A 22,346-nucleotide genomic window follows, 5' to 3' on the forward strand; every position below is an offset into this window, starting at 1 on the left:
TATTGATCTAATCACGCATATGCAACATGTGATTTAAGTCGCGCTTTCATTTGACTATATTCAGACTGAACGTGGTTCTCTGCCCATGCCTGATCCTCAATCGCTTCAACTTTGACGGCACAATACTTAAACTCAGGTGTACTCGAAATCGGATCGACATGCTCAATCGTCAGCTCATTACAGGCACCCACCCACCACTGATAGGTCATGTAAACCGCACCGACATTCACCCGTTCAGAGACATTCGCGCGCGTAATCACTTTACCGCGCCGGGAGGAAACCCAGACTAACTGCTGATCCGTAATACCTCGCTGCTTGGCATCAAGTGGATTCATTTGGACATATCCCGGTTCATCAGCCAGTGTAGATAAGGCTTTACAGTTCCCGGTCATAGATCGACATGAATAGTGGCCCACTTCCCGGACGGTGGAAAGCACCAACGGGTACTCGGCATCGGTTTGTTCCAACGGCGGACGCCAAGGCGCACCGATAAACTTGCCTTTGCCAGACGGGGTCGCAAACTTATTGCCTTCAAACAGGAATGATGTACCGGGGTGATCTTCGGTCGGGCACGGCCACATCACTGATTTCAGTCCTGCCATTTTTTCGTAGGTAACCCCGGCAAACAGTGGTGTCAGCGCGCGCATTTCATCCCAGATTTCCTGAGTATTTTCGTAATGCATCGGATAACCCATCCGCGTGGCTAACAGACTGAAGATTTCCCAGTCAGGTTTAACGCCTTCAGGCGGGGTCACCGCTTTGTAGAAACGCTGGAATCCGCGGTCAGCACTGGTATAAACCCCTTCATGTTCTCCCCAGCTGGTGGATGGGAAAATAATATCAGCCATTTCAGCGGTTTTGGTCATAAAGATATCTTGGACAATCACCAGCTCTAACTGGCGCATGGTCTCCCGCATCGCATTCAGATCGGCTTCAGTCTGTGCAGGGTCTTCGCCAAAAATGTAGAACGCTTTACAAGAACCATCTGCCACTTTATGGCCGACTTCTGTCATCCGATAACCGGGCTTAGCGGATAACTTCACTCCCCAAGCCTGCTCAAATTTCTCACGGATCTTATCATCAGTCACCGGCTGATAGCCTGGGAATTGATGCGGTAACATCCCTAAATCACAGGTTCCCTGAACATTATTCTGTCCCCGAACCGGACCACAACCCACACCACGACGACCAAAGTTACCGGTCATTAACGCCAGTCCGGCCAAACCGCGCACGACATCAACCGCCTGACCAAACTGAGTGACACCCATACCCCATAAAATCATTGAACCGGAAGACTTGGCATAAGTCCGGGCCGCTTGTCGAACTTCTGCGGCTTTCAGTCCGGTCAGGTGCTCAACTTTTTCAGGTGCATAGTCCATCACAATCTTACGGAACTCATCAAACCCTTCGGTATAATTTTGCACATAAGATTTATCATAGAGATTTTCATCAATCAGCGTATAAGCCAACGCATTGACGACAGCCATGTTAGAACCGTTTTTCAACGGCAGCCATTGGTCAGCAACCCGGACAGATTCGATCTTACGCGGGTCACAGACAATCACTTTAGCGCCGTTTTCACGCGCTTTAAAAATACGTTTCGCAATCACCGGATGAGAATCAGCAACGTTGTAGCCAAAAATCAGCAGACACTTTGCTTCCTCGATTTCAGGAATGGCATTACTCATTGCGCCATTGCCCACCACGGATTCCAGCCCGGCAACCGATGGTGCGTGACAAACGCGTGCACAGTGGTCAACATTGTTTGTACCAATCACTGCCCGGGCAAATTTTTGCATCACATAGTTCGATTCGTTACCCGGCCCCCGGGCCGAACCTGTAGTCATAATGGCGTCGGGACCATATTTCTCTTTGATAGCTGACAACTTCTCGACGGCAAAATCTAGTGCTTCATCCCACGAGACGGCTTCAAGCTTGTCATTTCTCGTGCGACGAATCATCGGCTGTTTCAACCGTGGTGTCAGCAGTTGGGTGTCATTCAGGAAATCCCACCCATAGTATCCTTTTAAACACAACTGACCTTCGTTAGTACGACCATTGGCTGGCTCTGCACCAACCACCTTGTTGTTTTCAACCAGCAGGTTCAACTTACATCCTGTACCGCAGTAGGGGCACACGACTAATTTTTTTTCGATCATAATTTTCTCACTATCCCCGATATTCCATTCTCATTTCGCTTCAAGCCGAAATGACAGAAGCCTGACTCGCTGCCGCTTCTCGTTTCTGTTGGCTGGTTTGTTGCAGTGATTCAGGCGCAATCAAACGAATGGCCTCTGTCGGACAAACCTGAACACAAGCGGGTCCTGCTTCCCGGTGGGAACACAAATCACACTTCAGCGCTTGAGATTGAGGCACTTGTTTCTGGAAGAGCGCAGCATGTTCAGACACGGTATTTTTCATCCGGGTCATGACACTCATCGCGCCATACGGACAGGCAATCACACAAGTCTTGCAGCCAATACAACGGGACTGAATGACCTTCACGTAGCCATCTTCATGAACAATGGCATGATTCGGGCAAACTTGCGCACACGGGGCATCGTCACACTGACGACACATCACAGGCACGGAGACTTCTGCATTTTTCACCAGTTGCAACCGTGGCGTAAAGTCCTCAGTCCCACTTAAAGTACCCGATGACTCATCCTGATGAGCAACTGCACATGCAATCTCACAGGTTCGACAACCAATACACTTATTGGCGTCAGCAAAAACAAATCGATTCATGCTGTATCCTTTTTGTGTCAATACAACAGAGTATCTTCAGACTCTGGGGGTGGTTAATCATTACAGGCACAAGACGTGCCAATCCGGGAGTTACTATTTGAAATCATTTAATCCAATGATTTATAAGAATAAATAAATGATAAATTTAAAAACAAACTCAATCGGGCAGTACAACGAGCCTCTTTACCCGATCGCTCATCGACAAAAGTGTCGAGTTTCGACACTTTTGCCATCACTGATTAACAATGGCTAAATGCCATATCGTCATGCCATTGATGTAAAGATTGATAGACCGTGTCGACAGCATCTCTGACCATATCGGTCATCGGTGCCGCAAATGCCACAATCGCGGGCTGAATCCCGATGAATGTCACATGAGGGATAAAAGTTTTCAGTTCATCGATTAAAAAATTAAGCGGTAAACTATGGGTGGAAACCATAAACATCTCGGCAATCGTATCGGGATCAATAATGCGAATCTCCCCGGCCTTTTCACCAAAATCAGCCGCATCAACGACCAGAACGCGCTCAGGCTTGATGTGACGAATCAGATGCAAGGTATCTTCTGGCATGGTGCCGCCTTCTAATACCTCCCAACCATCAATGGGGTGTTCCAGACAGCGCTTAGCCAGTAGCGGACCTGCTCCGTCATCCCCCATCATGGTATTACCGACCGTCAACAAGATTTGTCGACTCATTGCACCGTCCCCCGAATCATCAAATACATCGTCGGCTCCCGATGAATCGCATTGAGAATCTCGATCAAGCCTGCGGTCAAACGCTGTGATATCTCAGACTGTGTTGCGGGGTTGATTTGCCGGAATGCCAGCGCCAGCATGTGAATGTGCTCCGGAAAAATCGTAATCTCTCCAAATTTGAGGAAACCTATCATCTTCCGGTAGGCCTCGCTGTCTTGAGGTAATCCCTCAATCCACGCCAGATATTCTTCACCGTGGCAATCCATATCGGACTGGAGACAATCGACAATGCCAAGGTGGTGCCCAATCGCCAGACTGTAGTACATAATCTGTTGGGCTTCTTGAGGCACCTCTTTTTCATCAACAAACTTGCGCGTTAACCGATAAAAGCGCACCCGCTCTTTTAAATGTCTCGAATGCTTCTCGGTTTGCCGTTCAGCCACAGCCATGACAGGTCCCTCCTTGCTGCTCATCGCCAACCAGTTGTTTCATCACCGAGCGCATGAGCGTTTCGACAATTTCCGTCAACCGAGGATCGTTATGCTGATGAAGATAGGCTTGAATCTGCGCATCCACATTGTCGGCATGACACCCGGCCAGCACAGACATCAGCTCATCCGCAATACGGTTGCCCTGACGATAACCGGCTAACAAACGGGCTTCCCGTTCGATCATCACCCGGATATCCTGTGGAATACCGGTATGACGCAAACTGGCAGGTTCGGCCTCGGCATCATGATGTTTGGCATGCATTTTTTGCTCAAGTAATCCTAAAGCGACAGCGAAGCCATACAGCGTAGCCGCAGGGGTGGGCGGACAACCGGGGATATAAACATCCACCGGGACGATCTTATCGGTCCCGCCCCAGACACAATAGAGATCATGAAAAATGCCACCGTCACAGCCACAGGCACCGTACGACACGACAATCTTCGGATCAGGGGCAGCATCATAAGCCCGTAAAGCCGGGGCTCGCATCGCACGCGTCACCGCACCGGTAAAGAGCAGAATATCCGCATGACGAGGGCTGGCAACGACTTTGATACCGAATCGTTCGGTATCATAAACTGGTGTTGTGGCTGCAAAAATCTCAATTTCACAACCATTGCAGCCCCCGCAATCGACCCGATAAACATAGGCTGACCGTTTGATCTGCTTCAGCAATGTTTGCTTTAAGGCTTGATGTTCAGGGGTCACTTCCACAGGCTGTGTCTGCGTATGATGAACGCCTGATAATGGCTGAATACCTTTCACTGGACCTCCTCACGATTCATATCGGCGTGCTTGATATTAGACATCTCGTTCGCAGCATCATCGTTCTCTGGCATTCCGGGATCCGGACGATGGCTGGCAGATATCTGTGTCACCGGGATCTGCCCGGCAGTCACATAGCGATTACATGCCAGATTCTGACCATCAAGCATATTGGCCTGACGTCGGCATTCAGGGCAGCTTTCCAACTGATGACGACGCATGGCCAGCGACTCACCACTCAACCCGGCGTGCTGAAGCATCTCCATAACATAATCGAATAGTTTTTTAGCGATGAAGGGGCGATCACATTCCCGGCAATTAACCAGCTCAAACTCGGCCTGTTCATACAAATCTGCTTTATTGGTCACAGCCAGTTCAAACTGTTGTGACAAGACCAACGCATGCGTCGGACACACTTCTTCGCAGCGTCCGCAATAGATGCAACGCGCCAGAGAAAGCTCCCAGCGCCGAATGCCCAGCTGTTCATCGGTCTCCATGACTAACGCATTGGCAGGACAAGCTCTCATGCAGGCACCACATGCAATACACTGTGCGGCATCCAGTTCTGGTTTGCCCCGAAAATCCGTGCTGACTTCATACGGCGCAAAAGGATACTTCGCCGTTGCATCGCCGGTTTTTAAAACTGTTTTGAATAGTTTTAACATCACAACCTCACATGGATTTCAGGGGAGAGTTTTTGCGATTGATGCTATACTGCTCAATCGTTTTATACGGTACGGTCTGAGACCGTTTTTTCTTGGTATCAATAATAGTGACGCGATCCGTACAGGAGTAACAGGGATCGAGACTGCCGATAATCAGTGGCGCATCAGCAACCGTATTCCCCCGCAGCATATAACGCAGCGTCGGCCAGTTGGCATAAGTTGCAGCCCGGCAGCGCCAGCGGAATAACTTTTGGTTATCTCCGGTCATACTCCAGTGGATATTTTCACCACGAGGGGCTTCGGTAAATCCCAAAGCAAACCGATGAGGGACATACTGAAAGTCTTCAGTCAAGATCGCGCCCTCGGGGAGATGATCTAATCCAAATTCAGCAATATTCAGCGAGTCAAACACTTCGCGAATTCGAATCAGCAAACGAGCCTGAACATCCCCACTGTCAAAATGGTGTAACCCGATCGGTACCTGTCCGTAAGATTCCAGCGACTGACCGTGCACAACCCGGGCGTCGCGCGCAAATCCACTGCCACGCACCAGCGGGCCAACCGGACTAAAATCACGGGCAATATCTTTGGCAAGGACACCGACACCGGCGATCCGGCTGTCAATATTCGGCGTTAAAAGCAGCACATCGACTAATTCGGTAAACGACTGGCGAACTTCCCGAATCATGGCAATGCCTTTGGTGCGCTGTTCTTTGAGAAAATCACGCCGTACTCCGCCAATCAGGTTCATGCCGTAGGTTTTTCTGGCACCGGTCAGCAACTCGGCAAGTTCCATCGTTTTTTCACGCACACGGAAAAATTGCATGAAACCGGAATCAAATCCGACAAAGTGGCTGGACAGGCCGATATTGAGTAGATGACTATGCAGACGCTCGACTTCCAGTAATACGGTCCGAATCATCTTGCCACGCGCCGGGACTTCGATATTCAGAGCGGTCTCAACAGAGTTGTTATAACCGACGCTATGGGTAAAACCGCAGATGCCACACACCCGATCCGCAAGGAAGCCCACTTCATGATAGCCCATCCGCGTCTCAGCTAACTTTTCCATCCCCCGGTGAACATAGAACATCCGATAGTCAGCATCGATGATGTCTTCACCATCCACAAATAAGCGAAAGTGGCCGGGTTCATCACTGGTGATATGCAAAGGCCCGACGGGAACGATCCGATCTGTATCCCCGCCCAGTTCATTGATAAACGGATAGTTTTCTGTATCAGTTGTCGGTTGCGGACGCTGACGGTAATCCATCGCATCTTTACGCAATGGGTGCAAATCTTCCGGCCAGTCATCTGGAAGCACCAGCCGACGTTCGTCCGGCAAACCAATCGGGCGCAGACCGAACATATCGCGGATTTCGCGCTCTCCCCACACGGCTGCGGGGATCTCTGGTGTGATCGAGATAAATTCCTGATCATTGGCGTTCACCAGAACTTTCACAATCACCCAGCTTTTGACGTCACCTTCCATCGATAAAGCATGATAAACACCGAAACAGCCGTTGAGTGTCCGTTCATCATTACCAAAAGAAACCGACAACCATCCGCCTTGGTCATAGTAGAGCCATTTCATCACTTCAACCAACGAGGTCATTTTTACGGTCAACGTCACCTGATTGTCAGCTTGCCAGGCTTCATCCTGAATTGCCGCAGGAAAATGTTGACGCACCCCATCGACATAGCACTTACCGATCTGATATTGCGTATTTCTGTTCAATTGATCCATGTCATAAGGCCTCTAGTTGATCGATTCATTCAGTGCAACAGCCGATAAACCGTCACTGCTTGAAGAAAGGTGTGCCACGCCTTGTTGCCAAGGAAGATTTAATGTTTCAAGGAGAGATTCATTGGGTTGATTAATCACGATTTGGGTTGCTTGCTCGACCCCGTGAAGAATCGTGTTCGGAATATGAGTCCCCATCACAACCATCAGCACAATCAGCACCACCAGCGGACACACCGTCAGATAATTCACTTCACCTGATTCAACATGCTCAGGTGCCGCGCCCATAACGCATCCGGCAACCATCCGGGCAAATCCGGCCAGCACCAGCGTTAGTAGTAAAAGTAAAATGAGGATTAACACCGGATGTTGTGCATACAACCCGGAACAGATAATCAAAAATTCACTGACGAAAAGATTAAATGGCGGCACGCCGCCAAGTGCGAGTGCTCCGGCGCCAAACAGAATACCGGTCCATGGGGCGATCCGGACCACACCTTTGATGGTATTCATGTCCCGGGTGCCATACTTGAGCATGATATTACCGGCCCCACAAAACATCAGTGTTTTACCAAGGCTGTGATTCATCATATGCAAAAGCGCAGCGAAGATACCCAGCGGACCGAGCCCAATTGCGAAAGCGATTAATCCCATATTTTCAACACTGGAGTAAGCCAATAAGCGCTTGATATCTTTCTGAACCAGAATGAAGAGAGCCGCGACGCCCACAGAGAGCACCCCGAATCCGAGCATCAGAGAGCGGGCAAAGTCACTGCCGAGCACAATCGAACTAAGTGTGAAATGACGCATAATGATCAGCAGTGCACAGTTTAATAGCCCTGCTGAAAGTAATCCGGAAACCGGGCTGGGTGCTTCTGAGTGCGCATCCGGTAACCACGTATGCATCGGAAATAAACCGGTTTTGGTCCCAAAGCCAATCACGATAAAGATAAAGGCAATTTGCATCAGTCGCGGATCAAGCAAATGGGCGTGATCCCGCAGTGTCGTCCATAGCAATGCCTGCTCCGGTGCATCGAATACGGCGACAGCATTGGCATAAGTCATCACGGTCCCAAACAGGCCAAATGCGACCCCGACACTACACAACATGATGTATTTCCAGGCCGCTTCCAGTGAGGAACGCTGATAATATAAGCCGACCAGAAAGACCGAACTCACGGTGGTTGCTTCAATTGCGACCCACATCATCATGATATTATTAGCGGTTAAAGCAATCAGCATGGTTGCCAGAAACAGATTGAAGAGTCCATAGAACAGTGAGACTTGCTTACCTGACAATTCACCGTGCTGATGCTCATGTCCGATATACCCGACGGCATGAATCCCGGTACACAATGCCACCAACCCAAGCACAGCAAGAAACAGTGCTGATAATCCATCAAGCATTAGCCAATGTCCGGCGGAAAAAATCGCACCATGCTCGAACACTTCGGCAGCCATTCCCCAACTGATGCCCCAAGTTGCTACCACACTGACCAGATGAATCACCACCGATAATTGTCGGAACTGGTCCCGCAGCGCAATACAAACAAAAGCAATCATCGCTGCAATGAAGGGAATGCCAAGCAAGTACGGAAATAGATTATTTACAGACATCATACAATTACCCTTTCAGTACAGTCAGTTGTTTCACATCCAGCGTATTGAGTTTGCGAAAAATTAACCGGGCCAGAATCACCATCACAATCACCGCAAAGATCGCGTCAATCGTAATTCCGATTTCCAATAAATGCGGCGCCCGGTGAGCAACCAGTGCCAGCATCAGTGATGAGCCATTCTCCATCAGGCAATAACCGAACAGCTGCTTGAGAATGTTTCTTTGCGTGATAATACAAAGCAGCCCGATAAAGAAATGAGCCAGCGATACAGCGAGGACAGGTTTGAGTGGTTGAACCATCGGCAGCGCCACGGGCTGAATGATATAGAGACAAACCAAACTAATCACCGCGACGAAAACAGCGATTAACGCCGGGTGAAATAAGGGCTGTTCAGCCGCAGCATCCCGCATTTTTCTTAATTGGATATATAAAATCGTCGGTAACAGCACGACTTTTGAAATAAAAGCGGTCATCGACCAAAGATATAAATCTCTCGCACCATAATGGTCGGCGATAACCACAAAGAGCAGGACCAACACCAAAGACTGACAGGCATAGAGCCAAGATGCAGTTCTAGCCTGACGGGCAATCACCACAAAATAGGACGTGATGACTAACAATCCGGCCAGATTATTCATCATGAGATCATCCATTATGCATCTCCTATTGAAGCCATGTTGAAGCAATCACACTCGATATCACCGACATTGCGATTAATACAACTAACGTTATTTTCATTGAACCGGGTAAGGGAGACATCCGCTCAACCGCCTCAGAAGGCTCACCGATAATGGTGCGGCCAAACCAATACAACAGCCAACCAAATGTTGCGATAGACTCAATCAGTGCCAGAATCAACAGCGGAGTTAACCAGGCATAGGTCGCAGACAGATGAAAACCGGCTTCAAACAATGGAAACTTACTGAAAAAACCATTGAATGGCGGAACGCCGGCGATTGCCATTGCAGCAATACAAAAGCCAATGCCTAATAGCGGTGATTTGCGAATAACACCTTTCAGTTGAGGCAGCATTCGGGTGCCGCAGGCATAGCTGAATGACCCAGCAACAAAGAAGAACAGACATTTAGCAAAAGCATGGTTGAAGATGTAAGCCACCCCGCTTTCCAGTGCCAGCGATGACCCCAGTGCAGCCATCGAGAGCGCCAGAAAAATATACGCTAACTGTGTGATCGTCGAGTAAGCCAGCAGACGCTTCATATCTTTTTGCGGTAAGTACATCAGGAAACCGTAGATCATGGTGATCATCGCGCCGACAATCCCGACAATTCCGACGATTTCAGGGATCGTTCCGGCAGACAGAATACTACGGGCAAAAATGTAAACGCCCACTTTCACCATCGAAGCAGCATGTAAATAAGCACTTATGGGCGTCGGTGCATTCATTGCATCGGGAAGCCACATGTGCATCGGTAGTTGCGCCGATTTGCCCCATGCGGCAAACATAATACCAAACAGCACCACCATTTTGGCGACAGGGGTCAAGCCTGCAATAGCGGTCAGTTCAAATGTTCCCGTCTGGACAAACATCGTTGCCGCAGCGATAAATAATCCCAAGGAAGCAATGTGCGTAACCAGTAAAGCTTTCAGGGCAGAACGAAATGCCAGTGGGGTCTGGTAATAACCGATCAGAGACCAAGAACAAGCTCCGGTAATTTCAAAGAACAGCAGCTGTCCCAGAATGGTTGAAGAGAAGACCAGCCCTGCCATCGCACCGATAAAGATCAACAGAAACACATAATATCGTTTCGCACCATGTTGAGCGTGTTCTTTGTTCCCGGCACTCATATACCCGAGAGAATAGACCGCCACGATCAACCCTAATCCGACCACAGCAACAGCAATCAGGGTACTGACTTTATCGAAAACCAGACCAAAAATAAGAACATGGCCGACATGCAACAATGGCAACGAAACCGCTTCACCAGCGGTTGAGAAAAAGAGATAAGACAATCCCCACGTTCCTAATGTCGCCAGTACAGCAAAACACTGACAGATCCACTTTGCAGACTGCTCAGAGGCAAACAGAATGAAGATTGCCCCGAGAAAAGGCAGCCCAATAGTGAGTAATCCAATGATTTCCATCGTTTAATCCCTCACAATCGAATCATATAAAATGCGAGTGCTAAAACAGCACAAGCAAAGGCAGACCAAGTCAGCCGGTGAGTATTCAGAAAACGGACGCGAGCCATACTGTTTTCAACCAATGCTGCCAAAAAGAAAACCACAATGAGCTTGAGCAACAGAATCACCCCCGCGAGGACCAATGCCGTCAACGTTAGTTCAGCAGCCTTGCCCCACGGAAAGAATATCGCCAGAAATAACTGCGCAACGACCAGTTGCTTGAGCCCCAGCCCCAACTTGACCATCGCAAGTCCCGAACCGGAGTATTCACTCACCGGGCCTTCCTGAAGTTCTTGCTCAGCTTCAGCGGCATCAAACGGCAGTTTTCCCATTTCAATAAATACGGCAAACGCGCAGGCAGCCCCCGCCAGAATCACCGGAATCGGCTGATTGAAACTGGCGGTTAACATGCCCTGACTGATGTATCCCAAATCGGTCGATCCCACCATCAAAGCCATCAGGAAAATAGCCAGCATTAACACCGGCTCGACCAACACCCCCAATGTCAGTTCGCGACTACTCCCGATACCGCCAAACATGCTATTGGCATCAATCCCGGCTAAAGCAAAAAAGAACCGAAAAATCGCCAGCAGATAGATATCGGTAATGACATCACCGGAGATCGGAAATGGCGACACCTGTGTCAGTGTCGGTAAAGCCATTGCAATCAATAACATGGTGACAATCAGAATCCACGGCATTGCCCAGAAAATGCCACCGGCATTCTCCGGCGCAACCGGCTGACGGCGCAGTAACTTGGCCATATCCCGGTAATCCTGCAACAACCCCGGGCCACGTCGGGAGTGAATTCTGGCTCTGATTACCCGTGAAAATCCGGTCGCCAGCGGTGTCAAAAGCAGCATGAATAAAGCCTGACCAAACGCAAGCGCCATCCAGCTTATCTCAGGCATATGTAGTTCAGGCATCATTTCACTCCTGATTCAAACGGAATAATAAGTAACACAATCAGTGCTATCACAATGTAGAGACAGTAGATGCGGAAATCTCCGCCCTGTAGCTTTCTCCCCCAGCCTCCGAGCGTCAAAGCGGCATCACAACAAGGCCGCACCAAGAAACGGTCAAATACCGGCTCAACCGCCGCTGCGGAAATCAAAGCTCGCTGGTAAGTTCGTTTCATCCATCCTGAGGGATCAAGCGCGATCCGCAATCGATAGACCGGAGAGAACATATAACGCAGCGGTTGCGTAAATCCGCTTGCAGACACGGTCATTCGTTGTTCATAAGCATATCCACATGCCCATGGATCACCTTGATGGCGTCGTCCGAGGCGGTGTTTTTTAAACAGAGACAACACCAGCATTGGCACGATCAACAACACAATCAAACTGATCGTAATGACCGGTGTCGAAAGAATTGCCTGTGTGGTTGAGACCGGATGGAGTGCCATCCCCTGCTGCACATCGATTGGGGTAATTGCCAAGGTATGAGTCGCAACGTCAGAAATATAAGGTGAAATCCACGGGGATCCGACACCGAGAACAATACATAACAACGCCAGAAAACCCGTGCCGACCAGCATCGACCATCCGACTTCACGAGCCTGACTGCCGATGTTGCTCCGCGGCGCACCGGTAAAACAAATCCCATAGACTTTCACAAAACACATACATGCCAAAGCCCCGGTGATTGCCAGCATCACAACGGCACCGAGCCCTGCGGTGACCATAAAGACATGATGTTGCTGACTCATCTGGAATAAAGACTGATAAATGAACCATTCACTGACAAACCCATTGAGTGGCGGTAATGCAGAAATCGCCATCGTACCAATCAGGAAAGTGATGGCGGTATAAGGCATCAACTTACCGAGTCCTCCCATGCTTTCCATATCTTTGGTATGCACCTGAGAAATGACCGAGCCGGCACCAAGGAAGAGCAGCCCCTTGAACACGGCATGATTGAGCAGGTGATAAAGCCCGCCCAACAAACCTAGAGCGGCGAGAACAGGATGGCCGGATGCAGTGCCAATCATCGCGACCCCGACCCCCATAAGAATAATGCCGACGTTCTCCACGGTGTGATAGGCGAGCAAGCGTTTGATATCATGCTCCGCCAGTGCATACATCACCCCGAGAACAGAAGAAAAGGCGCCAAAGGCGAGCACCAGATATCCCCACCAAATTTCTGCACCACCGAGAAAAACGAGCCCCACTTTAATGATGCCAAACACCCCAATTTTAACCATCACCCCCGACATCAGTGCGGAGGCATGAGACGGCGCTGCAGGGTGCGCCTGAGGTAACCAGCTATGTAATGTGATCATCCCGGCCTTCGCCCCAAAACCAAAGAATGCCAGTAAGAAGATCACGGATGACTCCCATTCAGGTAAAGACAGATGGGAAAAATCGGTGAAATTCAGGGTTCCGGCGGCCCGGTAAAGCATAAAGAAGGCGATCATGATGAGCACCGAACCGGCATGGGCAATCAGGAAATACTGCAGACCGGCACGAATGCTTTTTTCACTCTGCTCAACCAACACCAGAAAGTAAGACGCCAGTGACATCATTTCAAAGAATACAATGAAGTAAAATGCGTTATCTGCCACAACTAACGCAACCATCGAAGCAACAAATAGGTTGAGGAAAAGGCTGATCCCCCAAGCCCCTTTGCCCAGATACTCTTTCATGTAATGTAAGCCGTATATGGAAGCAGCAATCACAATCAGCGAAATCACCATCACCATAAATGCCGCCAGTCCGTCAAAACGGATGAGTAGTTGCGCAAAAGGAAAAGGGCTGAAAAGTTGCGCTTGCCACACTTGGTGGCTGATGAGCGCGTATCCGGCGCTGATCACGCCGATGATACCGCCAATTACCGAACATAGACTCGCCAGAGACACAGATAAAGATTCCCGTCGAGAACAGCCAAACAAGGCCATGACGCAGGCGATGAGATAACACCCCATCGATAAGACCAACAGCGATAAAGGACTCATCATGTTATTTCTCCATATCCACAGTCAGTGAGCTGTTGGCAGTCACTGCTCTCTTGATCTTGCGGGCACGTTCTGTGGCTTCTTCACTCACCAACACAATTGCTCCGGTCGGACAGACTTCCATACAGGCGGGACCATCTTCTCTGAATTCACACAAATCACATTTCACCGCAATACTTTTCACACCCGGTTCCCAAGCCAAGAGATCATGACCAAATGTCCGAGGTACAGAAGTCGATGGATTACTGGAACGCGGCGTGGACGGTATATAGGTGTCATAACTATTGGCATGGTCAACAGGGCGACTGCCATCAAGTGCGATCGCACCGAACGGACAAGCGACAGCACACAAGGTACATCCGACGCAAATGGATTCATTGAGAAAGATACGGTCTGCTTCTTTGGTGATCGCCTGAACCGGACAAACCGTTGCACACGGCGCGTCTTCACAATGACGGCACATAACCGGAACCGTTGTGTCGTTATTTTTCACCACGGTCAAACGCGGGTGACTTTGCAATCCGACTTTCTGGTGAACATCAGAACAGGCCGCCATGCATGTTTGGCATCCGATACACTTCTTAGGATCGGCAACTACAAATTTTTTCATAGCATTCCCTGACAGCTAAATAATCAACTCAGGGGCAATAACCATGCCATTTGTATGATTTTATTTTTATTTTATAAAAATCAACAAATTAAAAACTTACTTACTTTAAAATTCATCATTCTCGCAAGTAGTGCATCACAAAATCAATCACTCTCGACACTGGGTGTCGACACTATTGACGAACCAAAGACAACCTCAGACTGAACGAAAAAATCACAAAAAAAAAGAGGTTGGCACTGCCAACCTCTTCTGCATTTTCTTGCTTGTTCGTCGATTATTTTACCCGTTATTTTGCGGCTCAAACAGATCCTGATGCAGCTTCTGAATCACACTTTTTGCGTCATCGGCATCAACCAGAAAACACAGATTATGATCACTGGCACCATAGCAAATCATACGCATATTATAATCGCCGAGGGTACTGAAAACTTCTTTGGCATATCCCTTGGTCTCCATATGGTTACCAATTAAAGCGACCAGACTCAGATTGCGTTCGACTTCAATATGAGCGAGTTCTTCCAGCTCAGCCCGGGCAGCCGCAGGAAGCTCAGGTGCGCCACCAGCCGTATCCGTCTTATCCAGCGTGATGGACACACTGATCTCTGAGGTTGTAATCAAATCAACCGAGATTTTATGCTTGGCCAGAATTTCAAAAACCTTGGCCAGAAAGCCATAAGCGTGGAACATTTTGGCACTGCGAATGGTCACCATTGTCTGATTGGCTCGCAATGCAAGGGCCCGGAAATAAGGTGAGTTTTCAACACGTTTCCGAATCCAGGTACCGCCTTTCTCCGGCTCTTTCGATGAGCCGACAAAGACCGGAATACCGTGTCGCAACGCAGGCAGTAATGTAGAAGGATGCAGAATTTTTGCGCCAAAATTCGCCATTTCTGAGGCTTCATTGAAGCTAATTTCAGGAATCGGAGCCGCGTTCGGCACAATGCGGGGGTCAGTGGTATAAATTCCGGGAACATCCGTCCAGATTTCCAGTCCGGATGCCTGTACCGCTTCCGCAATCAGGGCTGCTGAATAGTCACTTCCACCACGTCCCAAGGTCGTGGTATTCCCCTGTTCGTCAGAACCGATGAATCCCTGCGTTACTACCAGATGTTTTTGACATAAAGGTGCCAGTTTCTCTTTCGCTTGAGAGGCCGTCACTTCGATTTGTGGTTCAGCCCGGCCATAATAATCATCTGTGCGTAATACATCGCGAATATCAAATCTGACAGCATCGATACCCCGTTCTTTGAGAACCTGAGTCAGAATATGCGTCGAGATGAGTTCACCACAGGCAACCAAATGATCGGTCAGCTTACTGCTGGTCTGGAAAGATGCAGCATCCGCGAGACTCGTTACCGTATCAAGAATCGCCTGAACCGCTTCTTTAACGGCGTCCTGCTCTTGTAACGATTCAATGATTGAAAAATGGATGTCAGATAATTGCTCTAAAATAGATGTCCGTCTTTCTGCATCCTGAACACCGTTGGCCAGTTCAACCAGCAGATTTGTCACACCAGAACAGGCACTACTGACAACAAGCTTGGTGTCCGGATTACTTTCGATGACGGCAGCACAACGACTCATTGCTTCGAAGTTTGCCACGCTTGTTCCGCCAAACTTGGCGACATTGAGTGCACTCACAGTATTTCTCCCACGACTTCCTAAAATAAAAAATGTTGTGTTGGGTAACCAACGTCCAATGTTCGAAGAGAGTATTTCTAGAGCAAAAATAGAGGCGATTCGATGAAAGTAGACCTCAGAAGCTCTTCACCAGTTAGCACTGATGACAGTTGATGGGATTCAGCCCATTCACCCGACAATCCAAATCCACAACGATGGACTGTCTCGGCACTACTCCCCCTGAATATTCTGTCTTGGAGTTGAGGCTCCACAAAATACCTGCCTGGGCAGTGCTCCTCTTCTGCTTGATAGCTTAGGTATTGAACGTTTTTGTCCTATCAATGTCAATGACAAATTGAATGAAACTGGTCATTTTTTACCCAAATACTCAGTCCACAGAAAAATACTCGACTAGACTTGTGTCGGATAGCTTTCCTGACGGATAAGCGTTAGCCTGAGCACTTGCCAGTAAGTGTCAATGAAAGGAGTCAGCTTGTGACTGTACAAAGTTTTTTTCCACCACAAAGAACACTCATGGGCCCTGGCCCGTCTGATATTCATCCCCGGGTTTTACAGGCCTTAAGCCGGCCGACAATCGGACACCTTGACCCGTTATTTATTCAAATGATGGATGAATTGAAGTCTCTCTTACAATATGCATTTCAGACCGAAAATGAATTTACGATTGCTATTTCAGCCCCCGGCAGTGCCGGAATGGAAGCCTGTTTCGTCAATTTACTGGAACCGGGAGATAAGGTTATCGTCTGTCGCAATGGCGTCTTTGGCGAACGGATGCGGGAGAATGTGGTGCGCTGTGGCGCCAACGCAGTCGTGGTAGACAACGCATGGGGAGAAAGTGTCTCTGTTGAAAAAGTCGAACAGGCAATTCAGGCACACCCGGATGCGAAAGTACTAGCATTTGTCCATGCAGAGACGTCAACCGGTGCGCTCAGTGACGCCAAAGCATTAGGTCATTTGGCAAAACGATACGGTTTGTTAACCATCGCCGATACCGTGACGGCGTTAGGTGGCGTGCCTTTAGCGGTAGATGAATGGCAATTAGACGCGGTTTACTCCGGCAGCCAGAAATGTCTTTCCTGTGTGCCCGGTCTCTCCCCCCTGACCTTTTCTCCGGCTGCCATTGAAGCCATCAAAGCCCGGAAAACGCCGGTCCAAAGCTGGTTTCTCGATCAAACCTTGGTCATGGGCTACTGGAGCGGGCAACAAAAACGCAGTTACCACCACACCGCCCCCGTCAATACCTTATATGCGCTTCATGAATCACTGGTCTTGTTGCAGGAAGAGTCTCTGACGGCCGCATGGCAACGCCACCAGCAGATGCATCAACAACTGAAACAAGGGCTGGAACAACTGGGGCTGACGTTTGTCGTGGCAGAATCAGAACGCCTTCCCCAATTAAATACGGTCCGCATTCCTGAAGGGATTGACGATGAGTGGGTCAGAGGATATTTACTGCGTCAGTATAATTTGGAAATCGGTGCAGGACTGGGACAGTTTGCCGGGAATGCATGGCGAATCGGGCTCATGGGATATAGCGCCCGATCCGAAAATATCGCACTTTGTCTGAAAGCATTGGAAGATGCGCTCACTCAGGGCCAAAAATAAAATCACCCGGGATCAGCAAACTCTGTGTTGTCAGATAATGTGAAAGGATACTGAGGAAATAAAAACTCAGCTTCGATACGTGATTGCTCCGCACGGTTCAGATCTCCGATATGCTGATATAACGCCATCAGTAACTGATAGTATGCCGGCCTTGGCTGCCGCTGGATCAACTCAAGCAGCCAAGGAACATAAGCACTCAACTGCTGCCGGTGTTGCTCTGTATTCTTTTGCTTCAGCAGATCAATCAGCTGCGCTTGTATCAATTGATCTTGCCAGACTAACGGCAGATACATTTGTGCCTGCCGTGAGATAGCTTGCCCCTGCTTGTATTGCTTGAGTAAGCTCTGTGCCCGGAGAAATGCACCACAGTAAAGCAGTGCTAAAAGAGGAACAATGATGCCAATTCCATTGAGTCCTCGCATCGTGACACGGTGAACAGACACACTACGATATTTTGCAACCCGTTGATCGACCCAAAACAAGAGAATAATTAATGTAATCCAGTGAATCGCCGACAGGCTGAACACCTCATCGACCTGACTCACCATGGCTATCGGAAACAGTAGCGAGAGTGTCGCAAGACGAGTTTTAGGTTTCGCACCATAGATGCGCCCCAGCACGAATAAAGCCGCCAAAGTAATGGCGAAAATGGGCAACAGCCCACCTTCGATCCCCCAATAAAGTACTTCATTATGCGGATGAGATAAGCCAGCCAAAGGGGATGGATAATTGGGATTCAATTGATGTTGGCGGGCACTATAAAGGACATATTCTTCTTCAAAGTGCCCGTAGCCATATCCCGTAAACGGTTTCTCGATAAACATATCGATGGTCTGAGACAGACTGTCCGATAAGGGAGATAACCGATTGATAGACTGAGCATTAAATGGTGTTGTGTAGAGCGCCTGAATCAGAATAAAGCCGAGCAACAGACCAAGCATCATAGAGACGCTCCACCCCCACAGTCTTTTCCGACTGGCAAACCGATACAGATAAGGAAAAATCATCACCATACCGATCAACGTCACTCCCCATCCCGTAACCGAGCGGAGTAGCACCAATAACGGCATACAGAGTAACGGCATGATATAGAGCAGGCTGGCTATGCTAAATTGGGCCTGATACTTTTTTAAATGCCGGGAAAGCAGATACCCGGAAGCCAAAAGACCGGTTGCAATATATGTTGCGAATGTATTGACCGTAGGAAAGACGCCCAATGGCACTCGGCTCGGTTCAACACATAACTGATAATAAGCCACTCCGCATTCAACCAATACCGACAGCACGATCAACCAGATGAGTCGATGTTTATGTTTATTACTGAAACGGAACTGCTGAAGCACTGCAAAGAGAAAAAATCCGCCCCATAAAGCGATCACTCGAGGCATGGCAAGCGAGACAGAGGCCCGGTCATAAAACAGCGGTAATGTCAGCAATAAACAGCAGACCAATAATCCTAACGTTAGTTTTGAATATCGGATTTTCCCGGCTCTGATCACTTGAAACAAACCGACTGAAATCGCCATACTGACCCAAAACCAAGTCATCATATTAAATATCGGTGTTAACCCAACACGAATATTCAGGCCACTCGGAACATGCAGAAAAATGAGGTATAGCATCCCGAGAACAAATAAAAAAGGCCGATTTAAAGGAAGTTTTACCGGGGGCGGCTCAAGCCGTGTTCCCCGTACGATCAATATCGCCATAGTCTCATTCATGTTGTGGGGGGAGACGATATAACCACGTTAAGACGCCGGTACACTTCGTCTCCCTACAGGAAGTATGATGGAGGTTATTCTAACATAGGTTTGAGAAAACGTGCGGTATGAGAACCGGTAACTTGGGACACTTCCTCCGGCGTACCCTGCGCAATGATTTCACCACCGCCCTGCCCGCCTTCAGGCCCCAGATCAACGATCCAGTCTGCCGTTTTGATCACATCTAAGTTATGTTCAATCACCACAACGGTATTGCCATGATCTCTCAAGCGATGAAGAACTGTCAGCAATTGCTGAATATCGTGGAAGTGCAGCCCGGTTGTCGGCTCATCTAGGATATACAACGTTTTCCCCGTATCTCGCTTAGAAAGCTCTCTGGCCAGCTTGACCCGTTGCGCTTCGCCGCCGGATAACGTGGTCGCAGCCTGACCTAAACGAATGTATGACAGTCCGACATCCATCAATGTCTGTAACTTTCTGGCAATCACGGGAACCGGGTCAAAGAAAGTTCTGGCGTCTTCCACTGTCATTTCAAGCACTTCATCAATGGTTTTGCCTTTATATTTCACTTCCAACGTCTCTCGGTTATAACGTTTTCCTTTACAGATATCACACGGTACATAAACATCGGGCAGGAAGTGCATTTCCACTTTAATGACCCCATCGCCCTGACACGCTTCACAACGTCCACCCCGGACATTAAAACTAAACCGTCCCGGTTTATAACCTCTGGAACGAGACTCTTGTGTTCCGGCAAATAACTCCCGAATCGGGGTAAAGATTCCGGTATACGTTGCCGGATTAGAGCGCGGTGTCCGGCCAATCGGGCTTTGGTCGATATCAATGACTTTATCAAGTTGATCAAGTCCTTTGATTTTTTTGTAAGGTGCCGGCTCTGTCACACTGGCACCATTGAGTTCAATATGGGCTATTTTATAGAAGGTGTCATTGATCAGGGTCGATTTGCCTGACCCCGAAACGCCGGTGACACAAGTAAACAATCCAACCGGGATCGTCAACGTTACATCTTTAAGGTTATTGCCGCTGGCACCAGAGACTTCGACCACCTTCTTCGCATCAAAAGGCGTTCTGTGTGCAGGAATAGCAATTGATTTTTCCCCGCTCAAATATTGACCGGTCAATGAATCTGGTGTCGCAATCACTTCCTCGACATTGCCTTGCGCGACAATGTGCCCGCCATGCACCCCGGCCCCGGGACCAATATCAACAATGTAGTCAGCCATCCGAATGGCATCTTCATCATGTTCGACAACAATCACGGTATTGCCCAAATCACGCAGGTGCGTCAATGTTTGTAGTAACCTTTCGTTATCCCGTTGATGTAATCCAATCGAAGGTTCATCCAGAACATACATCACCCCGACCAGCCCCGCTCCGATTTGGCTCGCTAAGCGAATTCGTTGCGCCTCTCCACCAGACAACGTTTCAGCGCTTCGGGAAAGATTAAGATAGTTCAGGCCGACATTGACCAGAAACTGGAGCCGGTCATTGATCTCTTTCATGACCTTTTCTGCAATTTGTGCTTTTTGCCCGGTCAGTTGCAACGATTCAAAGAAATCCAGCGCTTCGGCAATACTCAGTTCTACAACCTCTGGCAGCGTGGTCTCATTGACAAACACATGACGAGCTTCTTCCCGAAGCCGGGTTCCATGACAACTGGCACAGGGTTTGGTTGAGATAAATTTGACCAATTCTTCCCGGACAGAGTTCGATTCAGTCTCTCGATATCGCCTTTCCAGATTGCTTAAAATCCCCTCAAAAGGGTGAGATTTGATCCGGGTATCACCGCGATCATTAACATACTTAAACTCGATCGACTGTGTCCCCGAACCTTGCAGAATGACATTTTGAATTTTCTTCGGTAGCTTCTCGAAGGGTGTGGTCAAATCAAAATGATAATGCTCAGCAAGTGACGTCAGCATTTGAAAGTAGTAGAAATTCTTTTTGTCCCAGCCACGAATCGCTCCGTTTGCCAAACTGAGACTTTTATTCTGCACCACCCGGGATGGATCAAAATATTGTTGCACCCCTAGACCATCGCAGGAGTGACAAGCACCGGCTGGATTATTAAATGAGAAGAGTCGTGGCTCCAGTTCCTGCATACTATAACCACAGTGTGAACAGGCAAAATTAGAGGAGAATACAACTTCATCGCCAACCTCATCCATCGAAGCGACGACTGCAATGCCACCAGACAATTCTAATGCAGTTTCAAAAGACTCAGCCAAACGCTGCTGCAAATCGGATCGGACTTTAAAACGGTCAACAATCACTTCAATCGTATGCTTTTTATGCAGCTCTAATGTCGGCGGATCGGAGAGATCACTGATTTCACCATCGATTCGGGCGCGGATAAAGCCTTGGGCTGCCAGATTTGCCAGCGTTTTAACATGTTCACCTTTCCGTTCTTTGACAATCGGAGAAAGCAACATCATTCTTGTGCCTTCCGGCAACTCAAGCACTTTATCAACCATCTGGCTAATCGTCTGTGCAGCCAAAGGAGTATGATGCTCCGGACACCGGGGCTCTCCGACACGAGCATAAAGCAGGCGCAGATAATCATAGATTTCGGTGATCGTCCCGACAGTTGAACGCGGATTATGTGAGGTTGATTTCTGTTCAATGGAGATTGCCGGAGATAAACCTTCAATATGATCAACATCCGGTTTTTCCATTAAAGACAGAAATTGTCGGGCATAGGCCGACAGTGATTCAACATAGCGCCTTTGCCCCTCAGCATATAAGGTGTCAAAAGCGAGGGAAGACTTTCCTGAACCCGATAACCCGGTGACAACGATGAGTTTGTCACGCGGAAGTGTCAGACTGATATTTTTTAAATTGTGGGTACGAGCGCCCCGAACGTCAATACTATCCATCTTCTATGCTCTGGTAACATGTGGCAATAACTTAGTATTACATAGA

Annotated in this window: 17 protein-coding genes and 1 riboswitch; of the genes, 1 reads left to right on the forward strand and 16 read right to left on the reverse strand. The window is 48.7% G+C overall.

Going from position 1 to position 22,346, the window contains the following annotated elements:
* Nucleotides 1–11: 11 nt before the first annotated feature.
* The 14 genes from fdhF to lysC form a co-directional block, all read right to left on the reverse strand.
* Complete coding sequence (gene fdhF, locus OCV37_RS13320; protein ID WP_038185858.1) at nt 12–2,156, reverse strand: formate dehydrogenase subunit alpha; 2,145 nt, start codon at nt 2,154–2,156, stop codon at nt 12–14.
* Nucleotides 2,157–2,199: 43 nt separating this feature from the next.
* Nucleotides 2,200–2,748, reverse strand: a complete 549-nt coding sequence (locus OCV37_RS13325; RefSeq protein ID WP_038185771.1) for a 4Fe-4S dicluster domain-containing protein — start codon at nt 2,746–2,748, stop codon at nt 2,200–2,202.
* A gap of 239 nt (nt 2,749–2,987) precedes the next feature.
* Entirely contained in the window at nt 2,988–3,446 is a 459-nt protein-coding gene (gene hycI / locus OCV37_RS13330) for a hydrogenase maturation peptidase HycI (protein WP_038185773.1), read from the reverse strand.
* Nucleotides 3,443–3,895, reverse strand: a complete 453-nt coding sequence (locus OCV37_RS13335) for a formate hydrogenlyase maturation HycH family protein (protein WP_038185777.1) — start codon at nt 3,893–3,895, stop codon at nt 3,443–3,445. The genes hycI and OCV37_RS13335 overlap by 4 nt, the downstream gene beginning before the upstream one ends.
* Nucleotides 3,882–4,649 carry an NADH-quinone oxidoreductase subunit B family protein gene (locus OCV37_RS13340; protein ID WP_245609164.1) on the reverse strand — a complete coding sequence of 256 codons (768 nt, stop codon included), beginning with the start codon at nt 4,647–4,649 and terminating at the stop codon, nt 3,882–3,884. Before OCV37_RS13340 ends, OCV37_RS13335 begins: the two co-directional genes overlap by 14 nt.
* 47 nt (nt 4,650–4,696) lie before the next feature.
* The gene (locus OCV37_RS13345) at nt 4,697–5,365 is read right to left on the reverse strand and encodes a formate hydrogenlyase complex iron-sulfur subunit (RefSeq protein ID WP_084717545.1); all 669 of its coding nucleotides are present in this window, start codon (nt 5,363–5,365) and stop codon (nt 4,697–4,699) included.
* Between the two features lie 7 nt (nt 5,366–5,372).
* On the reverse strand, nt 5,373–7,112 hold the full coding sequence (locus OCV37_RS13350; protein ID WP_038185781.1) for a hydrogenase large subunit: 1,740 nt from the start codon (nt 7,110–7,112) through the stop codon (nt 5,373–5,375).
* A 12-nt stretch (nt 7,113–7,124) separates the two neighbouring features.
* Nucleotides 7,125–8,729, reverse strand: coding sequence for a hydrogenase 4 subunit F (locus OCV37_RS13355; protein WP_261888095.1), 1,605 nt, complete (start codon nt 8,727–8,729; stop codon nt 7,125–7,127).
* A gap of 4 nt (nt 8,730–8,733) precedes the next feature.
* The gene (gene hyfE / locus OCV37_RS13360) at nt 8,734–9,369 is read right to left on the reverse strand and encodes a hydrogenase 4 membrane subunit (protein WP_261888096.1); all 636 of its coding nucleotides are present in this window, start codon (nt 9,367–9,369) and stop codon (nt 8,734–8,736) included.
* Nucleotides 9,370–9,391: 22 nt separating this feature from the next.
* The gene (locus tag OCV37_RS13365; protein WP_038185786.1) at nt 9,392–10,831 is read right to left on the reverse strand and encodes a hydrogenase 4 subunit D; all 1,440 of its coding nucleotides are present in this window, start codon (nt 10,829–10,831) and stop codon (nt 9,392–9,394) included.
* Nucleotides 10,832–10,842: 11 nt separating this feature from the next.
* Entirely contained in the window at nt 10,843–11,799 is a 957-nt protein-coding gene (locus tag OCV37_RS13370) for a respiratory chain complex I subunit 1 family protein (protein ID WP_390902266.1), read from the reverse strand.
* Nucleotides 11,796–13,829 carry a hydrogenase 4 subunit B gene (gene hyfB / locus OCV37_RS13375; protein ID WP_038185791.1) on the reverse strand — a complete coding sequence of 678 codons (2,034 nt, stop codon included), beginning with the start codon at nt 13,827–13,829 and terminating at the stop codon, nt 11,796–11,798. The genes OCV37_RS13370 and hyfB overlap by 4 nt, the downstream gene beginning before the upstream one ends.
* A 1-nt stretch (nt 13,830) precedes the next feature.
* The gene (locus tag OCV37_RS13380) at nt 13,831–14,436 is read right to left on the reverse strand and encodes a 4Fe-4S dicluster domain-containing protein (RefSeq protein ID WP_038185794.1); all 606 of its coding nucleotides are present in this window, start codon (nt 14,434–14,436) and stop codon (nt 13,831–13,833) included.
* A 279-nt stretch (nt 14,437–14,715) separates the two neighbouring features.
* Complete coding sequence (lysC, locus tag OCV37_RS13385; RefSeq protein ID WP_038185796.1) at nt 14,716–16,077, reverse strand: lysine-sensitive aspartokinase 3; 1,362 nt, start codon at nt 16,075–16,077, stop codon at nt 14,716–14,718.
* A gap of 111 nt (nt 16,078–16,188) precedes the next feature.
* Nucleotides 16,189–16,365: riboswitch (Lysine riboswitch) on the reverse strand.
* 186 nt (nt 16,366–16,551) lie between these two features.
* Between lysC and OCV37_RS13390 the strand changes: the two genes are divergently transcribed.
* A complete protein-coding gene (locus OCV37_RS13390; RefSeq protein ID WP_038185799.1) occupies nt 16,552–17,682 on the forward strand; it encodes a pyridoxal-phosphate-dependent aminotransferase family protein in 1,131 nt (376 codons plus the stop codon).
* Nucleotides 17,683–17,684: 2 nt separating this feature from the next.
* On the opposite strand, the gene OCV37_RS13395 is transcribed toward OCV37_RS13390, so the two are convergent.
* Entirely contained in the window at nt 17,685–19,391 is a 1,707-nt protein-coding gene (locus OCV37_RS13395) for a PglL family O-oligosaccharyltransferase (RefSeq protein WP_038185801.1), read from the reverse strand.
* 86 nt (nt 19,392–19,477) lie between these two features.
* Entirely contained in the window at nt 19,478–22,300 is a 2,823-nt protein-coding gene (gene uvrA / locus OCV37_RS13400; RefSeq protein WP_038185804.1) for an excinuclease ABC subunit UvrA, read from the reverse strand.
* Nucleotides 22,301–22,346 lie beyond the last annotated feature (46 nt).

Source organism: Vibrio rhizosphaerae, from assembly GCF_024347095.1.
GTDB classification, from domain to species: Bacteria; Pseudomonadota; Gammaproteobacteria; order Enterobacterales; family Vibrionaceae; genus Vibrio; species Vibrio rhizosphaerae.

What these genes read in the sequence shown, in the direction of transcription:
- OCV37_RS13325 (WP_038185771.1), bottom strand. Translation starts at nt 2,748, where the DNA reads ATGAATCGATTTGTTTTTGCTGACGCCAATAAGTGTATTGGTTGTCGA.
- hycI (WP_038185773.1), bottom strand. Translation starts at nt 3,446, where the DNA reads ATGAGTCGACAAATCTTGTTGACGGTCGGTAATACCATGATGGGGGAT.
- OCV37_RS13335 (WP_038185777.1), bottom strand. Translation starts at nt 3,895, where the DNA reads ATGGCTGTGGCTGAACGGCAAACCGAGAAGCATTCGAGACATTTAAAA.
- OCV37_RS13345 (WP_084717545.1), bottom strand. Translation starts at nt 5,365, where the DNA reads ATGTTAAAACTATTCAAAACAGTTTTAAAAACCGGCGATGCAACGGCG.
- OCV37_RS13350 (WP_038185781.1), bottom strand. Translation starts at nt 7,112, where the DNA reads ATGGATCAATTGAACAGAAATACGCAATATCAGATCGGTAAGTGCTAT.
- OCV37_RS13355 (WP_261888095.1), bottom strand. Translation starts at nt 8,729, where the DNA reads ATGATGTCTGTAAATAATCTATTTCCGTACTTGCTTGGCATTCCCTTC.
- hyfE (WP_261888096.1), bottom strand. Translation starts at nt 9,369, where the DNA reads ATGATGAATAATCTGGCCGGATTGTTAGTCATCACGTCCTATTTTGTG.
- OCV37_RS13365 (WP_038185786.1), bottom strand. Translation starts at nt 10,831, where the DNA reads ATGGAAATCATTGGATTACTCACTATTGGGCTGCCTTTTCTCGGGGCA.
- OCV37_RS13370 (WP_390902266.1), bottom strand. Translation starts at nt 11,799, where the DNA reads ATGATGCCTGAACTACATATGCCTGAGATAAGCTGGATGGCGCTTGCG.
- hyfB (WP_038185791.1), bottom strand. Translation starts at nt 13,829, where the DNA reads ATGATGAGTCCTTTATCGCTGTTGGTCTTATCGATGGGGTGTTATCTC.
- OCV37_RS13380 (WP_038185794.1), bottom strand. Translation starts at nt 14,436, where the DNA reads ATGAAAAAATTTGTAGTTGCCGATCCTAAGAAGTGTATCGGATGCCAA.
- OCV37_RS13395 (WP_038185801.1), bottom strand. Translation starts at nt 19,391, where the DNA reads ATGGCGATATTGATCGTACGGGGAACACGGCTTGAGCCGCCCCCGGTA.
- uvrA (WP_038185804.1), bottom strand. Translation starts at nt 22,300, where the DNA reads ATGGATAGTATTGACGTTCGGGGCGCTCGTACCCACAATTTAAAAAAT.